18 protein-coding genes are annotated in these 18,316 nt (G+C 60.4%); 13 read left to right on the plus strand and 5 right to left on the minus strand.

Annotation, left to right across the window (positions count from 1 at the left end; genetic code table 11):
* Positions 1 to 2: 2 nt before the first annotated feature.
* The 4 genes from REH59_RS15810 to REH59_RS15825 form a co-directional block, all read right to left on the minus strand.
* Positions 3 to 464 carry a DcrB-related protein gene (locus tag REH59_RS15810; RefSeq protein WP_014861443.1) on the minus strand — a complete coding sequence of 154 codons (462 nt, stop codon included), beginning with the start codon at positions 462 to 464 and terminating at the stop codon, positions 3 to 5.
* A 41-nt stretch (positions 465 to 505) separates the two neighbouring features.
* Positions 506 to 1,090 carry a hypothetical protein gene (locus REH59_RS15815; protein ID WP_135007195.1) on the minus strand — a complete coding sequence of 195 codons (585 nt, stop codon included), beginning with the start codon at positions 1,088 to 1,090 and terminating at the stop codon, positions 506 to 508.
* 11 nt (positions 1,091 to 1,101) lie between these two features.
* Entirely contained in the window at positions 1,102 to 2,955 is a 1,854-nt protein-coding gene (locus REH59_RS15820; protein ID WP_014861445.1) for a type VI secretion system tip protein VgrG, read from the minus strand.
* A gap of 351 nt (positions 2,956 to 3,306) precedes the next feature.
* Positions 3,307 to 3,543 carry a hypothetical protein gene (locus REH59_RS15825; RefSeq protein ID WP_014861446.1) on the minus strand — a complete coding sequence of 79 codons (237 nt, stop codon included), beginning with the start codon at positions 3,541 to 3,543 and terminating at the stop codon, positions 3,307 to 3,309.
* A gap of 124 nt (positions 3,544 to 3,667) precedes the next feature.
* Between REH59_RS15825 and REH59_RS15830 the strand changes: the two genes are divergently transcribed.
* The 6 genes from REH59_RS15830 (at position 3,668) to REH59_RS15855 (ending at position 7,461) form a co-directional block, all read left to right on the plus strand.
* The gene (locus REH59_RS15830) at positions 3,668 to 5,092 is read left to right on the plus strand and encodes a DUF6861 domain-containing protein (protein ID WP_265536674.1); all 1,425 of its coding nucleotides are present in this window, start codon (positions 3,668 to 3,670) and stop codon (positions 5,090 to 5,092) included.
* A gap of 9 nt (positions 5,093 to 5,101) precedes the next feature.
* Positions 5,102 to 5,365 carry a hypothetical protein gene (locus REH59_RS15835; protein ID WP_014860357.1) on the plus strand — a complete coding sequence of 88 codons (264 nt, stop codon included), beginning with the start codon at positions 5,102 to 5,104 and terminating at the stop codon, positions 5,363 to 5,365.
* A 125-nt stretch (positions 5,366 to 5,490) separates the two neighbouring features.
* On the plus strand, positions 5,491 to 5,622 hold the full coding sequence (locus REH59_RS15840; protein ID WP_014860356.1) for a hypothetical protein: 132 nt from the start codon (positions 5,491 to 5,493) through the stop codon (positions 5,620 to 5,622).
* Positions 5,623 to 5,770: 148 nt separating this feature from the next.
* The gene (locus REH59_RS15845; protein WP_014860355.1) at positions 5,771 to 6,067 is read left to right on the plus strand and encodes an immunity protein Tsi6 family protein; all 297 of its coding nucleotides are present in this window, start codon (positions 5,771 to 5,773) and stop codon (positions 6,065 to 6,067) included.
* A gap of 434 nt (positions 6,068 to 6,501) precedes the next feature.
* On the plus strand, positions 6,502 to 7,011 hold the full coding sequence (locus REH59_RS15850; RefSeq protein WP_014860353.1) for a hypothetical protein: 510 nt from the start codon (positions 6,502 to 6,504) through the stop codon (positions 7,009 to 7,011).
* A gap of 141 nt (positions 7,012 to 7,152) precedes the next feature.
* Complete coding sequence (locus tag REH59_RS15855) at positions 7,153 to 7,461, plus strand: hypothetical protein (RefSeq protein ID WP_014860352.1); 309 nt, start codon at positions 7,153 to 7,155, stop codon at positions 7,459 to 7,461.
* Positions 7,462 to 7,545: 84 nt separating this feature from the next.
* Here REH59_RS15855 and tri1 read toward each other — a convergent pair whose 3' ends face one another.
* Positions 7,546 to 8,661: an ADP-ribosylarginine hydrolase Tri1 gene (gene tri1 / locus REH59_RS15860; RefSeq protein ID WP_014860351.1), complete on the minus strand. Its 1,116-nt coding sequence runs from the start codon at positions 8,659 to 8,661 to the stop codon at positions 7,546 to 7,548.
* Between the two features lie 817 nt (positions 8,662 to 9,478).
* On the opposite strand from tri1, the gene REH59_RS15865 reads away from it, so the two are divergent.
* The 7 genes from REH59_RS15865 (at position 9,479) to tssH (ending at position 18,306) form a co-directional block, all read left to right on the plus strand.
* Positions 9,479 to 10,228: a hypothetical protein gene (locus REH59_RS15865; protein ID WP_014860350.1), complete on the plus strand. Its 750-nt coding sequence runs from the start codon at positions 9,479 to 9,481 to the stop codon at positions 10,226 to 10,228.
* Between the two features lie 64 nt (positions 10,229 to 10,292).
* Positions 10,293 to 10,832, plus strand: coding sequence for a type VI secretion system contractile sheath small subunit (gene tssB, locus REH59_RS15870; RefSeq protein WP_003248358.1), 540 nt, complete (start codon positions 10,293 to 10,295; stop codon positions 10,830 to 10,832).
* 14 nt (positions 10,833 to 10,846) lie between these two features.
* Entirely contained in the window at positions 10,847 to 12,349 is a 1,503-nt protein-coding gene (tssC, locus tag REH59_RS15875; RefSeq protein ID WP_003248356.1) for a type VI secretion system contractile sheath large subunit, read from the plus strand.
* Positions 12,350 to 12,375: 26 nt separating this feature from the next.
* Positions 12,376 to 12,858 (plus strand): type VI secretion system baseplate subunit TssE, encoded by a 483-nt coding sequence (gene tssE, locus REH59_RS15880; RefSeq protein ID WP_003248355.1) that lies wholly within the window; start codon positions 12,376 to 12,378, stop codon positions 12,856 to 12,858.
* Positions 12,858 to 14,678 (plus strand): type VI secretion system baseplate subunit TssF, encoded by a 1,821-nt coding sequence (gene tssF / locus REH59_RS15885; RefSeq protein WP_003248352.1) that lies wholly within the window; start codon positions 12,858 to 12,860, stop codon positions 14,676 to 14,678. Before tssE ends, tssF begins: the two co-directional genes overlap by 1 nt.
* Positions 14,642 to 15,712, plus strand: coding sequence for a type VI secretion system baseplate subunit TssG (tssG, locus tag REH59_RS15890; RefSeq protein ID WP_012052411.1), 1,071 nt, complete (start codon positions 14,642 to 14,644; stop codon positions 15,710 to 15,712). The genes tssF and tssG overlap by 37 nt, the downstream gene beginning before the upstream one ends.
* Positions 15,709 to 18,306 (plus strand): type VI secretion system ATPase TssH, encoded by a 2,598-nt coding sequence (gene tssH / locus REH59_RS15895; protein ID WP_012052412.1) that lies wholly within the window; start codon positions 15,709 to 15,711, stop codon positions 18,304 to 18,306. Before tssG ends, tssH begins: the two co-directional genes overlap by 4 nt.
* The last annotated feature ends 10 nt before the right edge of the window (positions 18,307 to 18,316 follow it).

Raw genomic sequence — 18,316 nt, forward strand, 5'->3', positions numbered from 1 at the left:
GGTCAACCCTGCGTTGTATTTTCTGTGGCAGGGGCTTGGCGAGGCTCGAAGCTGCCCAACAACTCTAGCCAACTGTCGTTCTGCTTGCCGCTGAAGTCGGCCTGGCTGGTAGTGGAGAAAACCAGAATGCGCCCAGGCGCAATCTCGAATGCCGCCTGGCGTTGATAAATAGGTCTACCGTCTTTGAGGTAATAACCATCAACCTGAATACCGGCCTGGGGCTGGCTGGACGAAAGTTGTGCAGGCTTCTTGCCCAGAATGGTGTAGCCGCGCAATTTAGATGCAATCAGCTTTACCTGGCGCTCGATATATGCTCCCAGATCTTCGCCGGACAACAGATTGTCACGCGAAACGGTGATATTCAGGGGCGCAGGGATACTGTTGCCAAGGATGAACATGTTGACTGTCCGATCCTGGAAGCCTTCCGGCAATGTGATAGACCCTTCCTGCAGCTGATAGTCCATTGAATGTATGTTCCATGAAAACGTGAGAAATTTTCGCTTTACTACGCGGTCATACCAGCGAGCATGGCGTCGAATTCGATCAGCCAGTTGGCCAACTGCGACTTGTCTGGGTCGATTACCGTAGACATGTTCAACCACTGCCGTCCATTGCCATCGGCGGATACGATAATCGTGCACACGGCGCGTCCATGACGTCGCTCTTGCCCAGCGCTGAACTGGTAGTCGAGGCTGATCGCCGAGTGGCCGGCCAATATGGCTTCAGCTTGGCGCACGACGGTCATGTCGGTGTGGCGTTCGCGCAACTTCCTGGTAAACAGCTCGACTGCATCCCTAAGTTCAAGGCCTTCGGGCGCATTGCGGCGGCGAACACTGAATTGCACATGGCAACCGGCGAATTCCAGCGTGGTATCAATATCGCGAAAAGCGAAGCTCTCGGGCATTTGCAGGTTCAAGCCCGCGATGTGCAAGGCGTTCTGCTCGGCGTTCAGTGGCAGCACTGATGGCGGCGGAGCACTCTCCATTGCACAATCCGCTGCGCGGCGTGCCTCCTCTGCCTGCTGCCGAGCCGCTGCCTCGGCGGCTTCCCGCCGCTGCGAAAGCCTGTCGTAAATGTTTGCTCTGACCATCACACGGTGCCTTATTCGTTGATATCGACACGGTCACCTTTGACAAAGGTGTTCTTGCCAAGAATGTCGATGCTGTCTGCTTCGATGGTGATTTTGTTTGGCTTGATCGTGATCTTGCTGGTGCCGACCTCAAGCAAAATGCTCTCCATGGCGCTCACCTGAATGAGGTTGTTGTCCACCTTCAACGTGTAACTACCTTCCGTGACATTTACCAGCGTGTCTTTCTTGATGACCTCAGAGTGGGTTCCGCCTACCTTGATTACGCGGTTATTCCCCACATCATGGGTCTCATCCAGCTCGATCTCGGTATCCATGTTGCGCTCGGCATGCATGATGATCTGCTCGGCGCCGGCCTTGTCCTCGAAGCGGAAGAAGTTGGCGGTACCGCCGTCGCCCTTCATCGACCGCGTCAGGAACCCACTCTGGGTCTTGTTCGCCGGCAGCGACCATGGCGGGGTGTTGGTGCTGTTGTACAGGCTGCCCATGATCAGCGGCCGGTCCGGGTTGCCATCAAGGAACACCACCACCACTTCGTCGCCTACACGTGGGATCTGGATGCTGCCGAAGCCACCGCTGGCGCCGGACTGGGCGACACGTACCCAGCAGGAGCTGTGATCGTTGTATTTGCCATTGCGGTCCCAGTGGAACTGGACTTTCACCCGGCCCAGTTCGTCGGTGAAGATCTCCTCACCCGGTGGGCCGACAATGATCGCGGTCTGCGGGCCGGCAATGGTCGGTTTGGGCGTACTCAGCTGCGGGCGGAACGGGATCTTCTTGCGCACGCAACTGAAGGTGTTGAAGTAGCTGGCCTGCTGGCCGGTAAGGTAGTTGTTGTGGCCTTCGCTTTCCACGCTCATCAGCAGGAACTGACGGTCTTCTACCGGCCCCTGGTCGTGGATGTAGTGCTGCAGCAGTTCGAAGGTGTAGCCCGGCTTCATGGCCCGGCAGTTGCTGGCACCTTCAAACTTTTTGCCGCGCAGCTCCAGCGCCTCAATGCGCAGGCGCAGCAGGGTTTCGCCTTCGTCATAGGTACCGTGGGTGTACTGGCCGGGGAAGTCGTAGATCTCGAAGTTCTCGACATCGCCTTGATTGTTCACGCTGTTCAGCGCCACCGGCAGGCGGTTGTTCGGTTGGCGGTAGTCAAAGGTTTGCGTGGCCATCTTGCCGGATTGCAGTTGACGGTTACCGCTCCACTGGGTAATGGAGTCGGCGGTCTCGGTGACCGAGGCGCTGTGGAAGCGGATTTGCGGTTGCTCGGGGATGGCCACCAGCGTGCTGGAGTCATCGCAGATGATCATGGTGTGGCCTTCGGCGGTGTGCTCGAAGTAGTAGAACATCCCCTCTTCCTCCAGCAGGCGCTGGACGAAGTTGAAGTCGGTTTCGCGGTACTGGGTGATGTAGGTGTAGCGCTTCTGTGGCCGGGTCAGGCGAAACTCGTGGCGGGAAAACGCCGGGCATAGGGCGAACACTTCGGTGACCACTTCCTCGACCGTGTTGCCCTGGAAGATCCGCGTGTCGAAGCGGTTCTTCAGCATCGAGAACCACGGGTTGAGGGTGGCGGTATAGCGTGCCATGCCGCCGTCGCTGCCGATGCTGGCAAAGCGTGTGAGGTAGCCGGTTATGTACCGCGGGCCGCCTTCGGCCAATTCGATCTCGATGCTGACGTGCTGGCCCATCATGGATTTGAGCGGCACGCCGGAGTCTTCGCAGACCAGCAGCAGTTCGTAGTTGAACGCCCGCGACAGGGCTTCGGTGCCCTTGAAGGTTTCCAGCAGCAGCTCCTGCTCGGGGTTGGCCAGGTTGTGAAACTTGAACAGGCGGCGGTTCTGTGGCGACAGCAGCGCGGAGGCCAAGTCCATGATCATGCGAAATCTCCTTGAAAACACGGCCAGCACGCGCTTGCGATGCTCAGCTGCAACCCTGATCTTGCGGGCGTATTCTGCATGCGCGCATAACGCGCGTGCTTGCGGAATCATGCGACTGCCTACAGAAAGGAAAGTGCCATCATGCATTGAAATAAATGCGACAGGGTTCACATTCCCAAATGCCAGGCAGGCAGAAAGGCCCAAAGGAAACACCGGCAAAAGCTGCCCTGTCAACTCACTACAGGCCTAGGAAAACCGGGCAATACCGCCCTGCAAGGCAATGTCATATCGCCATCCTTCATCCTCCTCACTGGCGCCCGGAAGCGCCCCCGGCAATCGCCGAACGGCCCGTCACAGAAGGTTTTTGAGGTATCGATCAGAGCCCATGCCTGACAGCTCCCACTCGAACTGTCTCGCTACCTGACGCATCAACTCCACTGGCGGAGAAAAATGTTTCATAACGTGGATTGGTTCAAATTTTTTGCCACTGGCCAATTCCGCCAAATGGCCATCGCGAACGCGGCCGTAATGGCACTTGCGGGATGCGGTCAGCCACAAAGCCGTGCAGCGATGCTCAATTGCCATCATTGCCGCGCACGCCTGTCATGAGAACAATGGGCTCTCCGCCGGACTTCGCCCCCATCCTGAGGTCTGAAGCGACATGCTGCGCTCGCCGCCGAGCGCCGCCACTTCCATGGACAGTGAAGCGAAAATGGATCTTTTAGCCAACATCCCCAGTTGGGGAGACATCGAACGCAATCTCGAGCAGAAATTCAGCGAGCTCAACCAGAGCGTCGACAGCGGCCTGAACAGCGCCCATGAGGCCTGGGACGGTTTCAGCCGGCGAGTGAGCAATGGCGCCAACCAGGCCTATGGCAACCTCGGTGGCCAGCGTATCGACAACGTGCGCCAGGCCATGGCCCTGTCCTACCCGATCATTCAGGACAACCTCAAGCGCAAGTGGTCCTCGATAGGTATCGGGCAAATCCTGCCGGTACTGCTGCAACTGGTCAAAGAGGTGTCGATGATCCTCGGTGGCAGTGTGGCGGTTGGCTCGCTCGCCGGTGGCGTGGCCGGGGCGTTCGCCTTTGGCGTCGGCGCGGCGCCGGGCGCGGTGGCCGGCGCCGGCATTGGCCTGCAGGTCGGCAACCTGATCCTCATGGGCCTGGGGCTGTCCGCCATCGCCGAGTATTTTTATCAGGGCCTGCCTGCCTGCCTGTCGACCCTTCAGCAAGGCATGGCCACGGCCTGGTTCGCCGAGGATGGCCTCAAGCCCGCTGGCCTGGACCCGAGCGGCGGTTCCGCGGCGCAGGCCCAGGAGCGTGTCGAGCGTGCGGCGCGCCAACTGGCCCGCGGCCAGGAGCAACTGGTGTTGCTGCTGCTGACGGCCATTGTAACCTACCTGACCCGCGGGCAGATAAAGGCGGGCATTCAGAGGAATATGGAAACGCCCGCCATACGCAGTGCCCGGCTGCAGGCGGAAATGTCCAACAAGCAACTGGCCGCCTGGCTGGCAAAGAACGAGCAAAAGCTGCTGGCACATGCTGAACTTCAAGCACGTGACGCCACACCATTCAAGCGTGCAGAGACTGAACCACTACCTGCCAACGGACGCTCTCGCGAGCTATCGCAGAAGGCTGTTGAGCCGCCAAAACCCAAATACAAACCTGGATTCACCGAAGAAGATATCCTTGCAATCGCCAAAGGCGAAAGGCCCGACCCCACCACTTATCTAGACCCAGATTATGTCGCGCAACACTTGGCCCAATTCGAAAATGGCGCCTCACGCTTCATGACCCAGACCAACCTTGAGAAATACGGCATCGCACAGAGAGATGGTACGTCGTTCATCATGCCAGGCCACGAAGCAACCGAACTACTTGCCAAGACAGCAGGTGACAAGCGCGCGTTGGAGCAAGCCCTTGGCTTGCCTGAGAATTTTCTTGATACCAATGCACTGGTCCGGGTAGACATCCCTGATCCGAAGCAGTTGAATCTACGGATTCCATCAGGAAATGAAGCCGGTGCAAACGAATTCTGGATCCCTGGTGGCAAGCTACCTGACGGCAACAGTGAAGCCGTCATAGACGCGGCGGGTATTTCCGCCAAGATGTTCAGCACCTCTCCCCTTTTTTGAAGGCCCCCTATGAAATTCAAAGATCTTTTCATCAGTCGTCAACACATGTACTCAATCGGCATCGAAGAAGACGCTGGCCAGTATTACGTTTCGTTCCCCGTCAGCAACGGCATGGTTGACTACGAAGAATATTACGCCATCGCTCCAGCTACATTTGATGCCTTCATGGATGATCCTGATGCGGCGCTGGCTTTCGTGATAAAATGCCGCAAAAGACAACTCGATGAATTACTAATCATCAAGCCAGGAAAAAATCGGGGCACGGCCATCTAGTGCCACATAGATAAATGCTGACTAAATCCGACATTGCATGAACGTTTGACCCTGCCAACAAATGAGTGGCGCCCTCTTACGTTGCGGTGAAGTGGTGCATTTCCTTACCCCAATCAGGACTGACCATGAACACCGAAACACTCAAGCAAAAATTACTCAAGCTTCGCTTGATCATCGACAGCCTGATGGCGCAAGACCCTGCCGCGATGAAGCTGAGCGTCGAACTGGAGCCACTGCTGAAAGCCGCAGGCCATTAGGCCCCATGCCTCCAAGTGAAAACGGCCAAGAATCGTACACATATCGATACAACTCATGCACATCACGTGGACCGAAATCCATTCCGTGGAACGATGCAAATAACCTGTATCGGAAATAACCTTTCAAACTAATATGAGCAGGTGAGAGATGAAACCAGCCACACCACTGGAGTATGTAGATAACGCAATTGCGCTGGCGATTGACCGACAAAAGCGCATTCCTGGCTTTACGGTTTACGCGACTATAGTCGACCAGTTAAAGTACATCAGGGCAGTTTTCGACGGTACCGAAAAGGATAAATCCAAGCTGCACAGGCTAACGATTGGAGCTGTTGCATCGAAGGAATTCGAGGAAAATGACCCGGAGCTGGCCAGGGTATTGAAGGACGCTTACTACGTGGCCATTCAGTCGGCCCGCGGCTTGACGATTCAACTACCTGATTGAACTCGGCCACTCGCGAGTTCATACCTTGGTTGATTACGAAGAGTACTATTGGACCGAACAGGCACCGTTCGTTGCCTAGCGGCAGCGGCCGAGCATCGCCCCTGCGATGGTCAGCAAGGGCCGGAAACGCCAGATGGACATGAGTTGATCTACCCGCCAAGCGCCAATCGAGGTCGAGCGCGCAGGACTCTCAATGCGCCACGCTATGGCATCCAAAAACATCGCGGGTAGAATTGCCGACGAGCTTTACGATGAAGCCAAGTGGTGGGTCATCCGCAAGCTGCGCCCCGACGGAATAGACTTGCCTACCTGGCCAAGCGCCCTCAGGCTGCCATCGATGCCCTCACTGCCATCGCCCCCACGTTCAACCTGCCCAAGCTCTGCGAATGAATACACGCTCCTCACAAATGTCACCCGGGCTTACGCCTCTCAAGATGAGGCTGCTGGCCGTCGCCATGTTCATCGCATTGCTCCTGGTAGGGGCCGTCTCGCTTTATGCCTATACCAACTACCTGTTCCCGCTGTACGGCAGGCTGCTTCGTGGCGCTCCGGTCGTGGAAACACCGTACCTCGCGTTCGGCCTGCTCATGGCGCCACCGGCACTCGCCATCCTGCTCGTTGGCAGCGCGATCTGCGCCTGGACCGGCAAGAAGTTCGACCCACCCCCTGCATCCCGGCTGCACCGCTTCCAGGCGTTGATGTTCGGGATATCGATTAAAACGCTGATCCATGTCGTCCCTGCGGTGATGATTCTGACTACGGGGGCTTTGCTGGCCAGGGGTTATACGCCCTGCTCGAAGCTGCTGATATCGGGTTCTGCCTGGCAGTTGTTCTGGGTCAATGATGATCGGGTGTGCTTCAAGCCGGATCACTACATCAACGACAACTGGCCATGCAAGGTCATCGACGGCAAGGACATTTGCGTCCAGGTCGATGGGCGGTGAGTTGCCTACCTTGGTCAGGCTCAAAGCGAGTACGGCGGAGAAAACCGACAAGGTGACAGTTGATAAGCCGCAGCAACTTGGAGACGGGGCGACGTGGACGTACAGCGGCGCCCCTCTGGACTATGCATACTCGGGCATTAAATGGACAAGCACACACTGAAAATTACAGCCAGAGCGCTTCGCGAAAAGCTTGAAACTATCAAGGACCAGAATCCTGACGCCATGACCATGCTCAAGCTACTTCGCGACCTTCTGTTGAAATCTGAGAACGGTGAAATCCACGCACCTTTAGAGGCGCGAGACATCTCCTGGTATCGTTATCTACAGGAAACAAACTTACAAGACGACCATGAACTTAGCGAGGCTTTTGCCAAATTCTATATGGCGTTAATCAATGGACAAGAATGGAGTTCATTTAAAAAATTCCAGGCTAAAAGCCACTCAGCATAAACTGACCTGTTAACGCTCGACCTACTTCGATTTTGCCGAGCTGCAGTTGACGCGTTGAGAGCCATTACCTGATCAAAGGTGCTATCACTCACTGCCAGATAGCAGCTCGTCCATTTCATCCCCCTGAGGCGCGAGTTCAAACAACCGGCTTGCCAGTTCACAAATGTGCCGCGACCAGGCAACCTTGGCCACCCATTCCGGCGGCATGCCCGACACCCCATATAAGGCGCCCGCAATCTGCCCTGCCGTCGCCGCCACGCTGTCGGCATCATCGGCAAGGTTGGCAGCCAACAGAATCGCATCCCTGAAATTGTCCGTATTCCACACCGCCCAGAGCGCAGCTTCCAAGGTATCGACCACATACCCTGACGAGCGAATCTGCTCACGGGTTTTGTGCTTGTACTCCCCGGCATTGATGATCAAGGCCCGGGGCTGCAGGGGGCGCACCTTCGGCGACAACGCCTCTTCCTTGTCCGCGCCATTGAGCGCCAAATGCAGCTGTGCACCGAACAACTTGCAGCACTCCGAGACCTCAATCGCGCGATGGGTCACGCTGCTCTGCGTCACACTCTCCCACCAGGTTGCCGACAGCGAGTGGCGTCGGAAAATGGCCGTAGGCGCGAGCCGTATCAACGAACCGTTGCCCGCTGTCGAGGCCTCGAGATTGCCCATCCACGCAAGCCCTTGGGCCTCCCACCCTTCCAGGGCTCGGCGGGTGACATTGCCGATGTCGAAGCAGCGGCCATTGGCGCTGTTTTCGCCCTGCCGGTACCAGCGCACCATGGCATCGGCAAAGGTCGCGAAATCGAACTTGCCTTGGCTTGCGTAGGTGTCTGCCAGGCACAGGGCCATGCTGGTATCGTCGGTCCACTCACCTGGCGCGAGGCGGAACGGCCCACCGCCGACCATGTCGCTGACCTGCCCCTGATCGCGGCGCCGGAACTCCAGGGTGGTGCCTACCGCATCACCAATCGCCAGGCCCAGCAATGCACCCTGCGCGCGGTCTATCGCCTGGCCTGGTGTCAACGTGCAGGATCGGTCGCTCAGCCAGACGGGCTTTGTCCGCGGCAGCCTCGGTGCATCGGGCTCCGGCATGTAGGCCATGCGCTGTTGCAACTGCGGCGATAGTTCGGGGAGCAAATGGGCGTAACGCTTTGCGTAGTCGCTCAGGATTGCATCCGGGCTTCTCAGGTCGATCATGCTGATTCCTTGCAGTAGGTTGCTCTCGTCCATGCGCTCATTTTGCTTGACCTGCACTACCCCGGCAATGACCCGAGCAGGCCGCCGACCATGAGGATGGCACCGGCTACGCCGGTGTTCGCGGGTGAACCCGCTCCCACAGGGGCCGTGCAGGTTTCACGGTTTTGGCTGAGGCAATTGTTGCTGCAGATAGGGCACAAACCCTGGCGCCGGCGCTGTTCCTGTGGGAACGGGCGTGCCCGCTCCCACAGTGATCGCGCACGTTTTCAAGGTTTTCGGTGGGACCGTTGCCTCTGCAGGTGCGGCACAGGCCCGGGGGTCGACGCTATTTCCGAGGGAGCGCGCGAGCTTTCAAAAGTCACCATCCAAACGGATGAATCACGCCTGATAACACTCTTTCCGCGCGGCACATTCCGTCGCATTGCCATCATCCTGAGGCGCCTCGCCAACACCTCCGCGAGAAAGCGGTCAGCGCAAAAAATGAGACCGGATTCACTTTTTGAAAAAATCTTTTGCCAACGATTCTCATCGCTTTCCAGCCCCTTTCGTACCCAGTCTTTAGGGCTTGCCCCCCCATATTCTGCGCCCAAGACACGCTGTCAATATCATCGCGCCATTATTGCGTCGCGTCTCAAAACGGGGAAAAAATCACCCCCCTCGCCGGAACTTCTTCCGCAGCGAGGTGCCCTACTCGGCATTGCTGGCAACACAATATTCATATGCCAGCACTCAAATTCGCTGTAGCCGAAAGGCGATTTTTCAAGTCCACGCCACCGGCGTTTCAGGACGATCAAGCAGGCACATGGACGATGCACCAATGACACAGACATTCGATGTCGAAGCACTGATCAAGCTGCGTAGCCAGACGCGGGCGATCTCCGATGCGCTGAAGGCGCAGGCGGCGGATTACCTTGCCACCGTGGCACCGCTGATCCGTCCGCAAACCCTGTTTGGCGAATACCTGCAAGGCGCCCAGCGCAGCAGCGGGCGCGAAACCCAGGGCCACTTCCAGGCCCTGGTCGAACTCTACGAACGTATCGGTTCGGCCGCGCCGTTCCAGCTGGTCACCGAGCTGGAAGTACCGCTGAACCTGATCAGCACCACCCCCGAACTGTTCCCGCTGGAATACGACAGGACCCTGGAACACAGCGGCCAGGTCATCCGCATCACCAGCCCGACCCGCTGGGTAGTGGGCTTCCACGCCTTTGACCTGGCGCGGTTTCGCAATGTCATCAAAGACCCCAACCGCAGCAGCGCCGAGCTGTACCGCTTCGTGGTGCACTACCTGGTGCTGTTCTACTGCCTGAGCAAGTCGCCTGGCCTTGGGCGGCTGTTCGAGGGCTTGCGCTACGGCCTGAGCTTCGAGCGCCTGAAGGGCTTTGGCGACCTGCCGTTCTGCGTCATCAGCTCGCCGGTGCGCTCGGAACTTCCCGACGACTCGGTCATCCGCAGCAGCACGCAGATTGCCGGCAACACCAGCTTCGAAGAACTGGTAGGCCGCGACAACATCCTGGAAATGAACGACGAAATCCGTCAGCGCCTGCTGCTGACGATCGAAGGACTGTAACGCGCAGCGCCCGGCACCGGGCCGCGCAATGATTCGCAGCGAATTGCTCGCACTGGAGAACACGATGGCGAAGAAGGAAAGCACTCAGCACAAACTCGACCGCGTTCGCGCGCCTCGGGTTCATATCACCTACGACGTGGACATCGGCGATGCCATCGAGAAAAAGGAGCTGCCCTTCGTCGTCGGCGTACTGGGTGATTTCTCCGGCAACCCGCTGGAGCCGCTGCCCAAGCTCAAGGACCGCAAGTTCGTGTACATCGACCGCGACAACTTCAACGGTGTGCTCAAGGGTATCAAGCCACGCTTGACCTACCGCGTCGACAACACCCTGGCCAAGAACGGCACCCAGCTGGGCGTGGAACTGAACTTCAACAGCCTCGAAGACTTCGAGCCACAGAACGTGGTCAAGCAGGTCGAGCCGCTGCGCAAGCTGCTGGAAGTGCGCAACAAGCTGGCCGACCTGCGCAACAAGATGGGCGGCAACGACAAGCTCGAAGAGCTGCTGATGGATGTGCTGCAGAACACCGAAAAGCTCAAGACCTTGGGCAAGGAGTTCGGCCGTGAAGCCGAAGTGAAAGACCCGTCCAGCGACGATCGCGCCTGAGCAGGAGCCCGAACATGACCGACAAGCAAACCGCACCGCAACAGGCCGGCGACCTGGTCGAAGTGGAAAACTTCGCACCACAGCCCTCGCTGCTCGACAGCATCATTTCGCAAAGCCGCGTGGCCCGCTCCGACACCGAGCGCAACCGCACCCGCGACCTGATTGGCGAACTGGTGAACCAGGTGCTCGAGGGTGAGATGACCCCGAGCAAGGACCTGATCGCCGTGCTCGATTCGCGCATCGCCGAAATCGACGCGATGCTCTCCGAGCAGATGAACGAGATCATGCACGCCCGCGAGTTCCAGCAGTTGGAAGCCTCCTGGCGCGGCCTGAAATACCAGGTAGACCAGACCGAGACCAGCACCACGCTGAAGATCCACCTGCTCAATGCCTCGAAGAAAGACCTGGTGCGCGACCTGAAGGCCGCCAGCGAATTCGACCAGAGCGCACTGTTCAAGAAGGTCTACGAAGAAGAGTACGGCACCTTCGGTGGCGCACCTTTCGGCATGTTGATCGGTGACTACGAGTTCAACCGCAACCCCGAAGACATGTACCTGCTCGAAGAGATCTCGCACGTCGCGGCGGCGGCGCACGCGCCGTTCATCTCGGCCGCTTCGTCCGAGCTGTTCGGCTGGGACTCGTTCACCGAGATGTCCGGCCCGCGTGACCTGGCGAAGATCTTCGACACCGTGGAATACGCCAAGTGGAAGTCGTTCCGCGCCTCGGAAGACTCGCGCTACGTCGGCCTCACCCTGCCCCACGTGCTCGGTCGTCTGCCGTATGGCCCGGATACCACCCCGGTGGAAGAATTCAACTTCGTCGAAAGCGTCGATGGCCGCGACCACAACAAATACCTGTGGATGAACGCCGCCTACGCCCTCGGCACCCGCGTCACCGACGCCTTCGCCCGCTACGGCTGGTGCGTGGCCATCCGCGGCGTGGAAGGCGGCGGCCTGGTCGAAGGCCTGCCGACCCATACCTTCAAGACCGACGACGGCGAAATCGCCCTCAAGTGCCCGACCGAAATCGCCATCACCGACCGCCGCGAAAAAGAGCTGTCGGACCTGGGCTTCATCCCCCTGGTGCACTGCAAGGGCACCGACTATGCCGCGTTCTTCGGCACCCAGTCGGCGCAGAAACAGAAGCAGTACAACACCGACATCGCCAACGCCAACGCACGCCTGTCGGCCCAGCTGCAATACATCTTCGCCACTTCGCGCATCGCCCACTACATGAAGGCGATCATGCGCGACAAGATCGGCAGCTTTGCCTCGCGCATGGATGTCGAGCGCTTCCTCAACCAGTGGCTGGCCAGCTATGTGCTGCTCGACGACACCGCCAGCCAGGAGGCCAAGGCCAAGTTCCCGCTGCGTGAAGCCCGCGCCGAGGTGTTCGAAGTGCCCGGCAAGCCAGGCGTGTACAAGGCCGTGACCTACTTGCGCCCGCACTACCAGCTGGATGAACTGACCGCCTCGCTGCGGCTGGTTGCCGAGCTGCCACAGGGCGCGCGCGGCTGACAGGCCGTTGTGTACAGGGATGACACATGAGTAACCAGGCCCGCCTGCTGCCCTCGCTGCTCGACCGACTGCTGGACGACCGTCCCTACCAGTCGGCCGAGCCCGCAGCGCAGCGCACCTGCTCGCTGGCCGAGTACAAGGCCAGCATCGTCCGCGACCTCGAAGTCCTGGTGAACACCCGCCAGTCCCTGGTCGCCGAAGAGCTCGACGGCTTCAGCCAGCTCGGTGGTTCCATCCTTGAATACGGCATGCCGGACTTCATCAGCCGCAGCGTGCTCGACCCGCACGATCGTCGCCTGATCCAGCAACAGCTGGAGCGGGCGATCAGCACCGGAGACCGGCGCTTTCGCCGGGTCCGTGTTCAGCTGTTGGCCCAGCAGAACGGCCATCGCATGTTGACCTTCCGCGTGGACGCCGTATTGCGTCTGCAGGACATCAGCCGCCAGGTGTCATTCGACGCCGTGCTGCAGGTCAACACCCAGGAATACAAAGTGCAGAACCTCAACTGATGCTCGACGAACTGCTGCCCTACTACGAAAAGGAACTGTCGCACCTGCGCTTTCTCGGCCAGGAGTTTGCCGCGCAGTACCCGAAGATCGCTTCGCGGCTGCTGATCGAAGGCGACAACTGCGAAGACCCGCACACCGAGCGCCTGATCGAGGCCTTCTCGTTCCTGTCTGCGCGGGTGCACAAGAAACTCGATGACGAGTTTCCGGAAATCGTCGAATCCTTCCTCGAGGTGCTGTACCCCCACTACCTGCGCCCTACTCCGTCGATGTCGATTGTCGAACTGAGCCTGGGCAGGCACGAAAAAGTCACCGAAGCCTACCGCGTGGCGCGCCATACCGAGATGCATGCCAATCCCGTGGAAGGCGTGGTGTGCAAGTTCCGCACCTGCTACCCGGTAGAGCTGTGGCCGATTGCCGTGCAGCAGGCCTCGTTCACAGAAATGGAACGCTCGGCCTTCAACGGGCACAGCGCCGACCTGGTCGCTCGTCTGCGCATCCGCCTGGCAGCCACGGGCGATGCCCTGTTCGGGCAGATGGACATGAACCGCCTGCGGTTCTTCCTCGACGGCGAAGCAACCCTGATGCTGCAGCTGTACGAGCTGCTGTTCAACAACCTGGCCAAGGCCACGCTGAGCTTCGACGACCAGGGCCGCCGCCGCGAAGTGGCGCTGCCGGCCGATGCCCTGAACACCGTGGGCTACGCCCGTGACGAAGGCCTGGTGGACTACTCCGAGCGCTCATTCCTGGGCTACCGCCTGCTGCACGAGTATTTCACCTTCCCCGACAAGTTCATGTTCTTCGACCTCAGTGGATTTGCCCGCATCCTGCAGGGCAAGGCCATCGAGCAGGTAGAGGTCAACTTCTATTTCTCCGACTACGACCTCAGCGAGCGCCTGGCGCGGCTGACCCAGAACATCGGGCGCAACAACTTCAAGCTCAACTGCACGCCGATCATCAACCTGTTCCGCCAGCAGGCCGAGCCGATCAAGCTGACCCACACCCAGCACGAATACCCGGTCACCCCTGACACACGGCTGCACAACGCTGCAGAAGTGGTATCGATCGACCGGGTACGGCGGGTGCGCAAACTCGGCGGTATCGACCAGGTCGCCACCTGCCAGCCGTTTTTCGAACCCCGGGGCGAGCAAGACCCACACAGCAGCTTCTGGGTCGCGCGCCGGCGAAACCAGGGTGACGCCACTGCCATGAGCATCCGCGTGGTCGACCGCGATCTGGAACTGATCGACGCCAGCAGCGACACCCTCAGTATCGGCCTTACCTGCAGCAACCGCGACGTGCCGCTGATGCTGCCGTTCGGTGGCGAACGGGGCGATTTCACCATTCCCGCCAACTCGGTGATCAAGGATATCCGCTGCCTGCGCAAGCCCACCGCCACGGTGCGTGTGCCCTTGGGCAAGGGCCTGATCTGGCGGTTGATCGCCCACCTGTCGCTGAACCATCTGTCCCTGGTCAGCCAGGGCCGGGAAGTGCTGCTGGAGCTGTTGTCGCTGTACAACTACCGCAATGTTTCCGCCATTCGCAAACAGATCAACGGCATCAAGGCGATCAGCAGCGAACCGGTGGTCGCGCGCATTGGCCACCCGCGGCCAAATTTCGTGCGCGGCGTCGGCATCACCCTGACCCTGGACGAAAGCCAGTTCATCGGCAGTGGCGTGTTTCTGTTCGGCAAGGTGCTGGACCACTTCTTCGGCCAGTATTGCTCAATGAACAGCTTCACCCAGCTGACCCTGCGCACCCAACAACGAGAAAAGAGAGTCGTACAATGGCCAGCACGCACCGGCGATCAGCCCCTGGTCTGATCGATCAGGCCCGAGCCGAGCCGCACCGATTCGAATTCTTCCAATTGGTGCGCCTGCTCCGCCTGCATTACAGCCGCACCGGGCGCATGGACCTGGCAACCCGGCCGCACGAAGACCCGCTGCGTTTTCGTACCCAGCTGTCGCTGGCGTTCCCGGCCAGCGAGGTCAGCGACCTGCACTTCGAGCGCGAAGGCAAGGTGTCGCCGGCCGGCTTGCCGCTGTCGGAAGTGCAGGTCACCTTCATGGGCCTGGTCGGGCCGTCAGGCGTGCTGCCACGCCCGTACACCGAGCTGCTGCTCGAGCGCCACGTGCAGTATCGCGACGATGCCGCCCATGCGTTTCTCGACATCTTCTCGCACCGCATGACCACGCTGTTCTACGAGGCCTGGCAAAAATACAAATTCCACATCGAGCACGAGCGCAATGGCACTTCGGGCTTCGACGGCTACCTGCTCAACCTGGTTGGCCTCGGGCCGCGCGCCCAGAAGCTGAAGTTCGAAGAGCAACCGTCAGCATTGCGTCGTGAGCTGTTCAGCTATTTTGCCGGCCTGCTCAGCCAGAAACCGCGCAATGCGCTGAACCTTGAACGCATGCTCGGTTTCTATTTCTCGCTGCCGATCAAGGTCCAGCCGTTCGCCGGGCGCTGGCTGCACCTGCAGCCCGAACAATGCACCCAGCTTGGCCGCCGCAATGCCCAGCTCGGCCACAGCGCCGTCGCCGGCAACCGGGTCTGGGACTATCAGTCGTGCATCCGTATCGAGCTGGGCCCGCTGAACCTGGCCGACTACCAGCGCTTCCAGCCGGGCACCGCCTGCTACCGCAAGCTGGTCGAGCTGGTGCGCTTCTATATAGGTGCCGAACTGGATTTCGAAATTGCCCCGCGCCTCAAGCGCGAGGCGGTGCCACGCGCCCAACTGGGCCGCAGCGGCAATGTCGCCCTGGGCTGGCTGGGTTGGCTCAAACGCCCGGGTCGTGACGCGGAGCCTTCGCGTTGCGCCGTTTTCCACATTCCTTACGATGGGGTCGCCTTGTGAACCTGAAGTCTCTGTTCGCCAAGCTCAACGAAACCAGCCGCACGGCCACCGAAAGCGCGGCGGCCCTGTGCCTGTCGGAGCACCACTACGACGTGGAAGTGGAGCACCTGCTGCTGCAGTTGCTCGACAACAACGACAGCGACCTGGCCCCGATCCTGCGCCACTACGAAGTCGTCGCCGAACGCCTGCAAGCGCAACTGGTCACCGCCCTGGGCACCTTCAAGAAAGGCAATACCCGCACCCCGGCGCTGTCGCCGCACATTACCCGCATGATCGAGCAAGCCTGGTTGCTGGCCTCGATCGAATACGGCGTAGGCCAGGTGCGCAGCGCTCACCTGCTGCAGGCTCTGCTTGACGATGCTGAACTGCGTCGCGTGGTGATCGCCTCGGCGCCGGAGCTGGAAAAAATCAACGCCGATGACCTGCGCCTGAACCTTGCCGCGCTGGTGGAGGGTAGCGCCGAGTCCAGGCAGGCCAGCCCACTGGCCAGCCCAGCGGCGCCAGTGAGCACGTCGAGCAAGGCCAGCGGCAAGACCCCAGCGCTGGACCAGTACACGGTCAACCTTACCCAAAGCGCCCGCGAGGGCCGCATCGACCCGGTGCTGGGCCGTGAGTTCGAAGTACGGCAGATGGTCGACATACTCACCCGCCGCCGGCAGAACAACCCGATCCTCACGGGCGAAGCCGGGGTCGGCAAAACCGCCGTGGTCGAAGGCCTGGCGCTGCGCATCGCCCAGGGTGACGTGCCGGCGGTGCTCAAGGACGTTGCCCTGCACACCCTCGACCTGGGCCTGTTGCAGGCCGGCGCCGGGGTCAAGGGCGAGTTCGAGAACCGCCTCAAGGCTGTGATCGAAGAGGTCAAGCGCAGCCTGCACCCGATCATCCTGTTCATCGACGAAGCCCACACCCTGATCGGCTCCGGCGGCCAGGCCGGGCAGAACGATGCCGCCAACCTGCTCAAGCCGGCCCTGGCCCGTGGCGAGTTGCGCACCATCGCTGCCACTACCTGGGCCGAATACAAGAAGTACTTCGAGAAGGACGCCGCCCTCGCCCGCCGCTTCCAGGTGGTCAAAGTGGAAGAACCCGACGAAGACAAGGCCATTCACATGCTGCGCGGCCTGCTCGGCAAGATGCGCGAGCACCACAAGGTGGCGGTGATGGACGAAGCGCTGGTGCAGGCGGTACGCCTGTCCAACCGCTACATCACCGGCCGCCAGCTGCCCGACAAGGCGGTCAGCGTGCTCGACACGGCCTGCGCGCGCATTGCCCTGGCGCAATCTTCGCTGCCCGGCGCACTGGAAGACTGCCGCCGGCAGATCGACAACCTGCAGGCAGAAATCGGCGTGCTCGGCCACGAAGCCGGCAAGGGGCACGACCATGCCCGCCGCCTGGAAGCGCTGCAGGCTGCCCTGCAGGCCGAGCAGCAACAAGAACAGCAACTCAATGCCCAGTGGCAGCAGGAGCTGGAGCTGGTCGAACAGCTCAAGGCGCTGGACGCCGCCAACGATGCCGACGCTCAGCAGCTCAATACCCTGCGTGCCGAGCTGGCGCGCGTGCAAGGCGACCAGCCACTGGTCCATGCGCTGGTCGACAGCGGCGCCATCGCCCAGGTCATCAGCGGCTGGACCGGCATCCCGCTGGGCAAGATGCTGCGTGACGAAATCGATACCGTGCAGCGCCTGCCGGCCCTGCTTGGTGAACGCGTGCTGGGCCAGGACCACGCCCTGCACGAGATCGGCAAGCGCATCAAGATTTCCCGAGCGCGCATGGAAGACCCGAACAAACCGATTGGCGTGTTCCTGCTGCTCGGCCCCAGCGGCGTCGGCAAGACCGAAACCGCCCTGGCCCTGGCCGACACCTTGTACGGCGGCGAGCGCAACCTGATCACCATCAACATGTCCGAGTACCAGGAGGCCCACACCGTGTCGAGCCTCAAGGGCTCGCCACCCGGCTACGTCGGCTACGGCGAAGGCGGCGTGCTGACCGAAGCGGTGCGCCGCAAGCCGTACAGTGTGGTGCTGCTCGACGAGGTGGAAAAAGCCCACCCCGACGTGCTCGAACTGTTCTTCCAGGTGTTCGACAAGGGCGTGTTGGACGATGGCGAGGGCCGCGAGATCAATTTCCGCAACACGGTGATCATCCTCACCTCCAACACCGGCACCGAGCGCATCATGCAGACCTGCCTGAACGCCACCGAGCTGCCGACGCCCGAGGCGATCGTCGAGGACCTGCGCGACCAGCTCAACCATGTGTTCAAGCCGGCCTTCCTCGGTCGCCTGAGCATCGTGCCGTTCTACCCGGTGCAGGACCAGATTCTCGAGCGCATCGTCGCCCTCAAGCTCGAACGCATCGCCAAGCGCTTCGCCCGCAACCACCAGGCCGAGCTCAGCTATGACCAGGCACTGGTCAAGGCCATTGCCGCGCGCTGCACCGAGGTCGACAGCGGTGCACGCAACATCGACAACATCCTGTCCCAGACCCTGATGCCCGAACTCGCCCAGCGCGTGCTCGAGCGCATGGCCCAGGACGCGCCGATCCAGCACCTTGCGATCGAGCTGGGCAGCGATGGCGATTTCGCCTATCGCCTGGCCTGACCAGTACCCG

The organism is Pseudomonas sp. BO3-4, assembly GCF_034044115.1.
Taxonomy (GTDB): domain Bacteria; phylum Pseudomonadota; class Gammaproteobacteria; order Pseudomonadales; family Pseudomonadaceae; genus Aquipseudomonas; species Aquipseudomonas alloputida.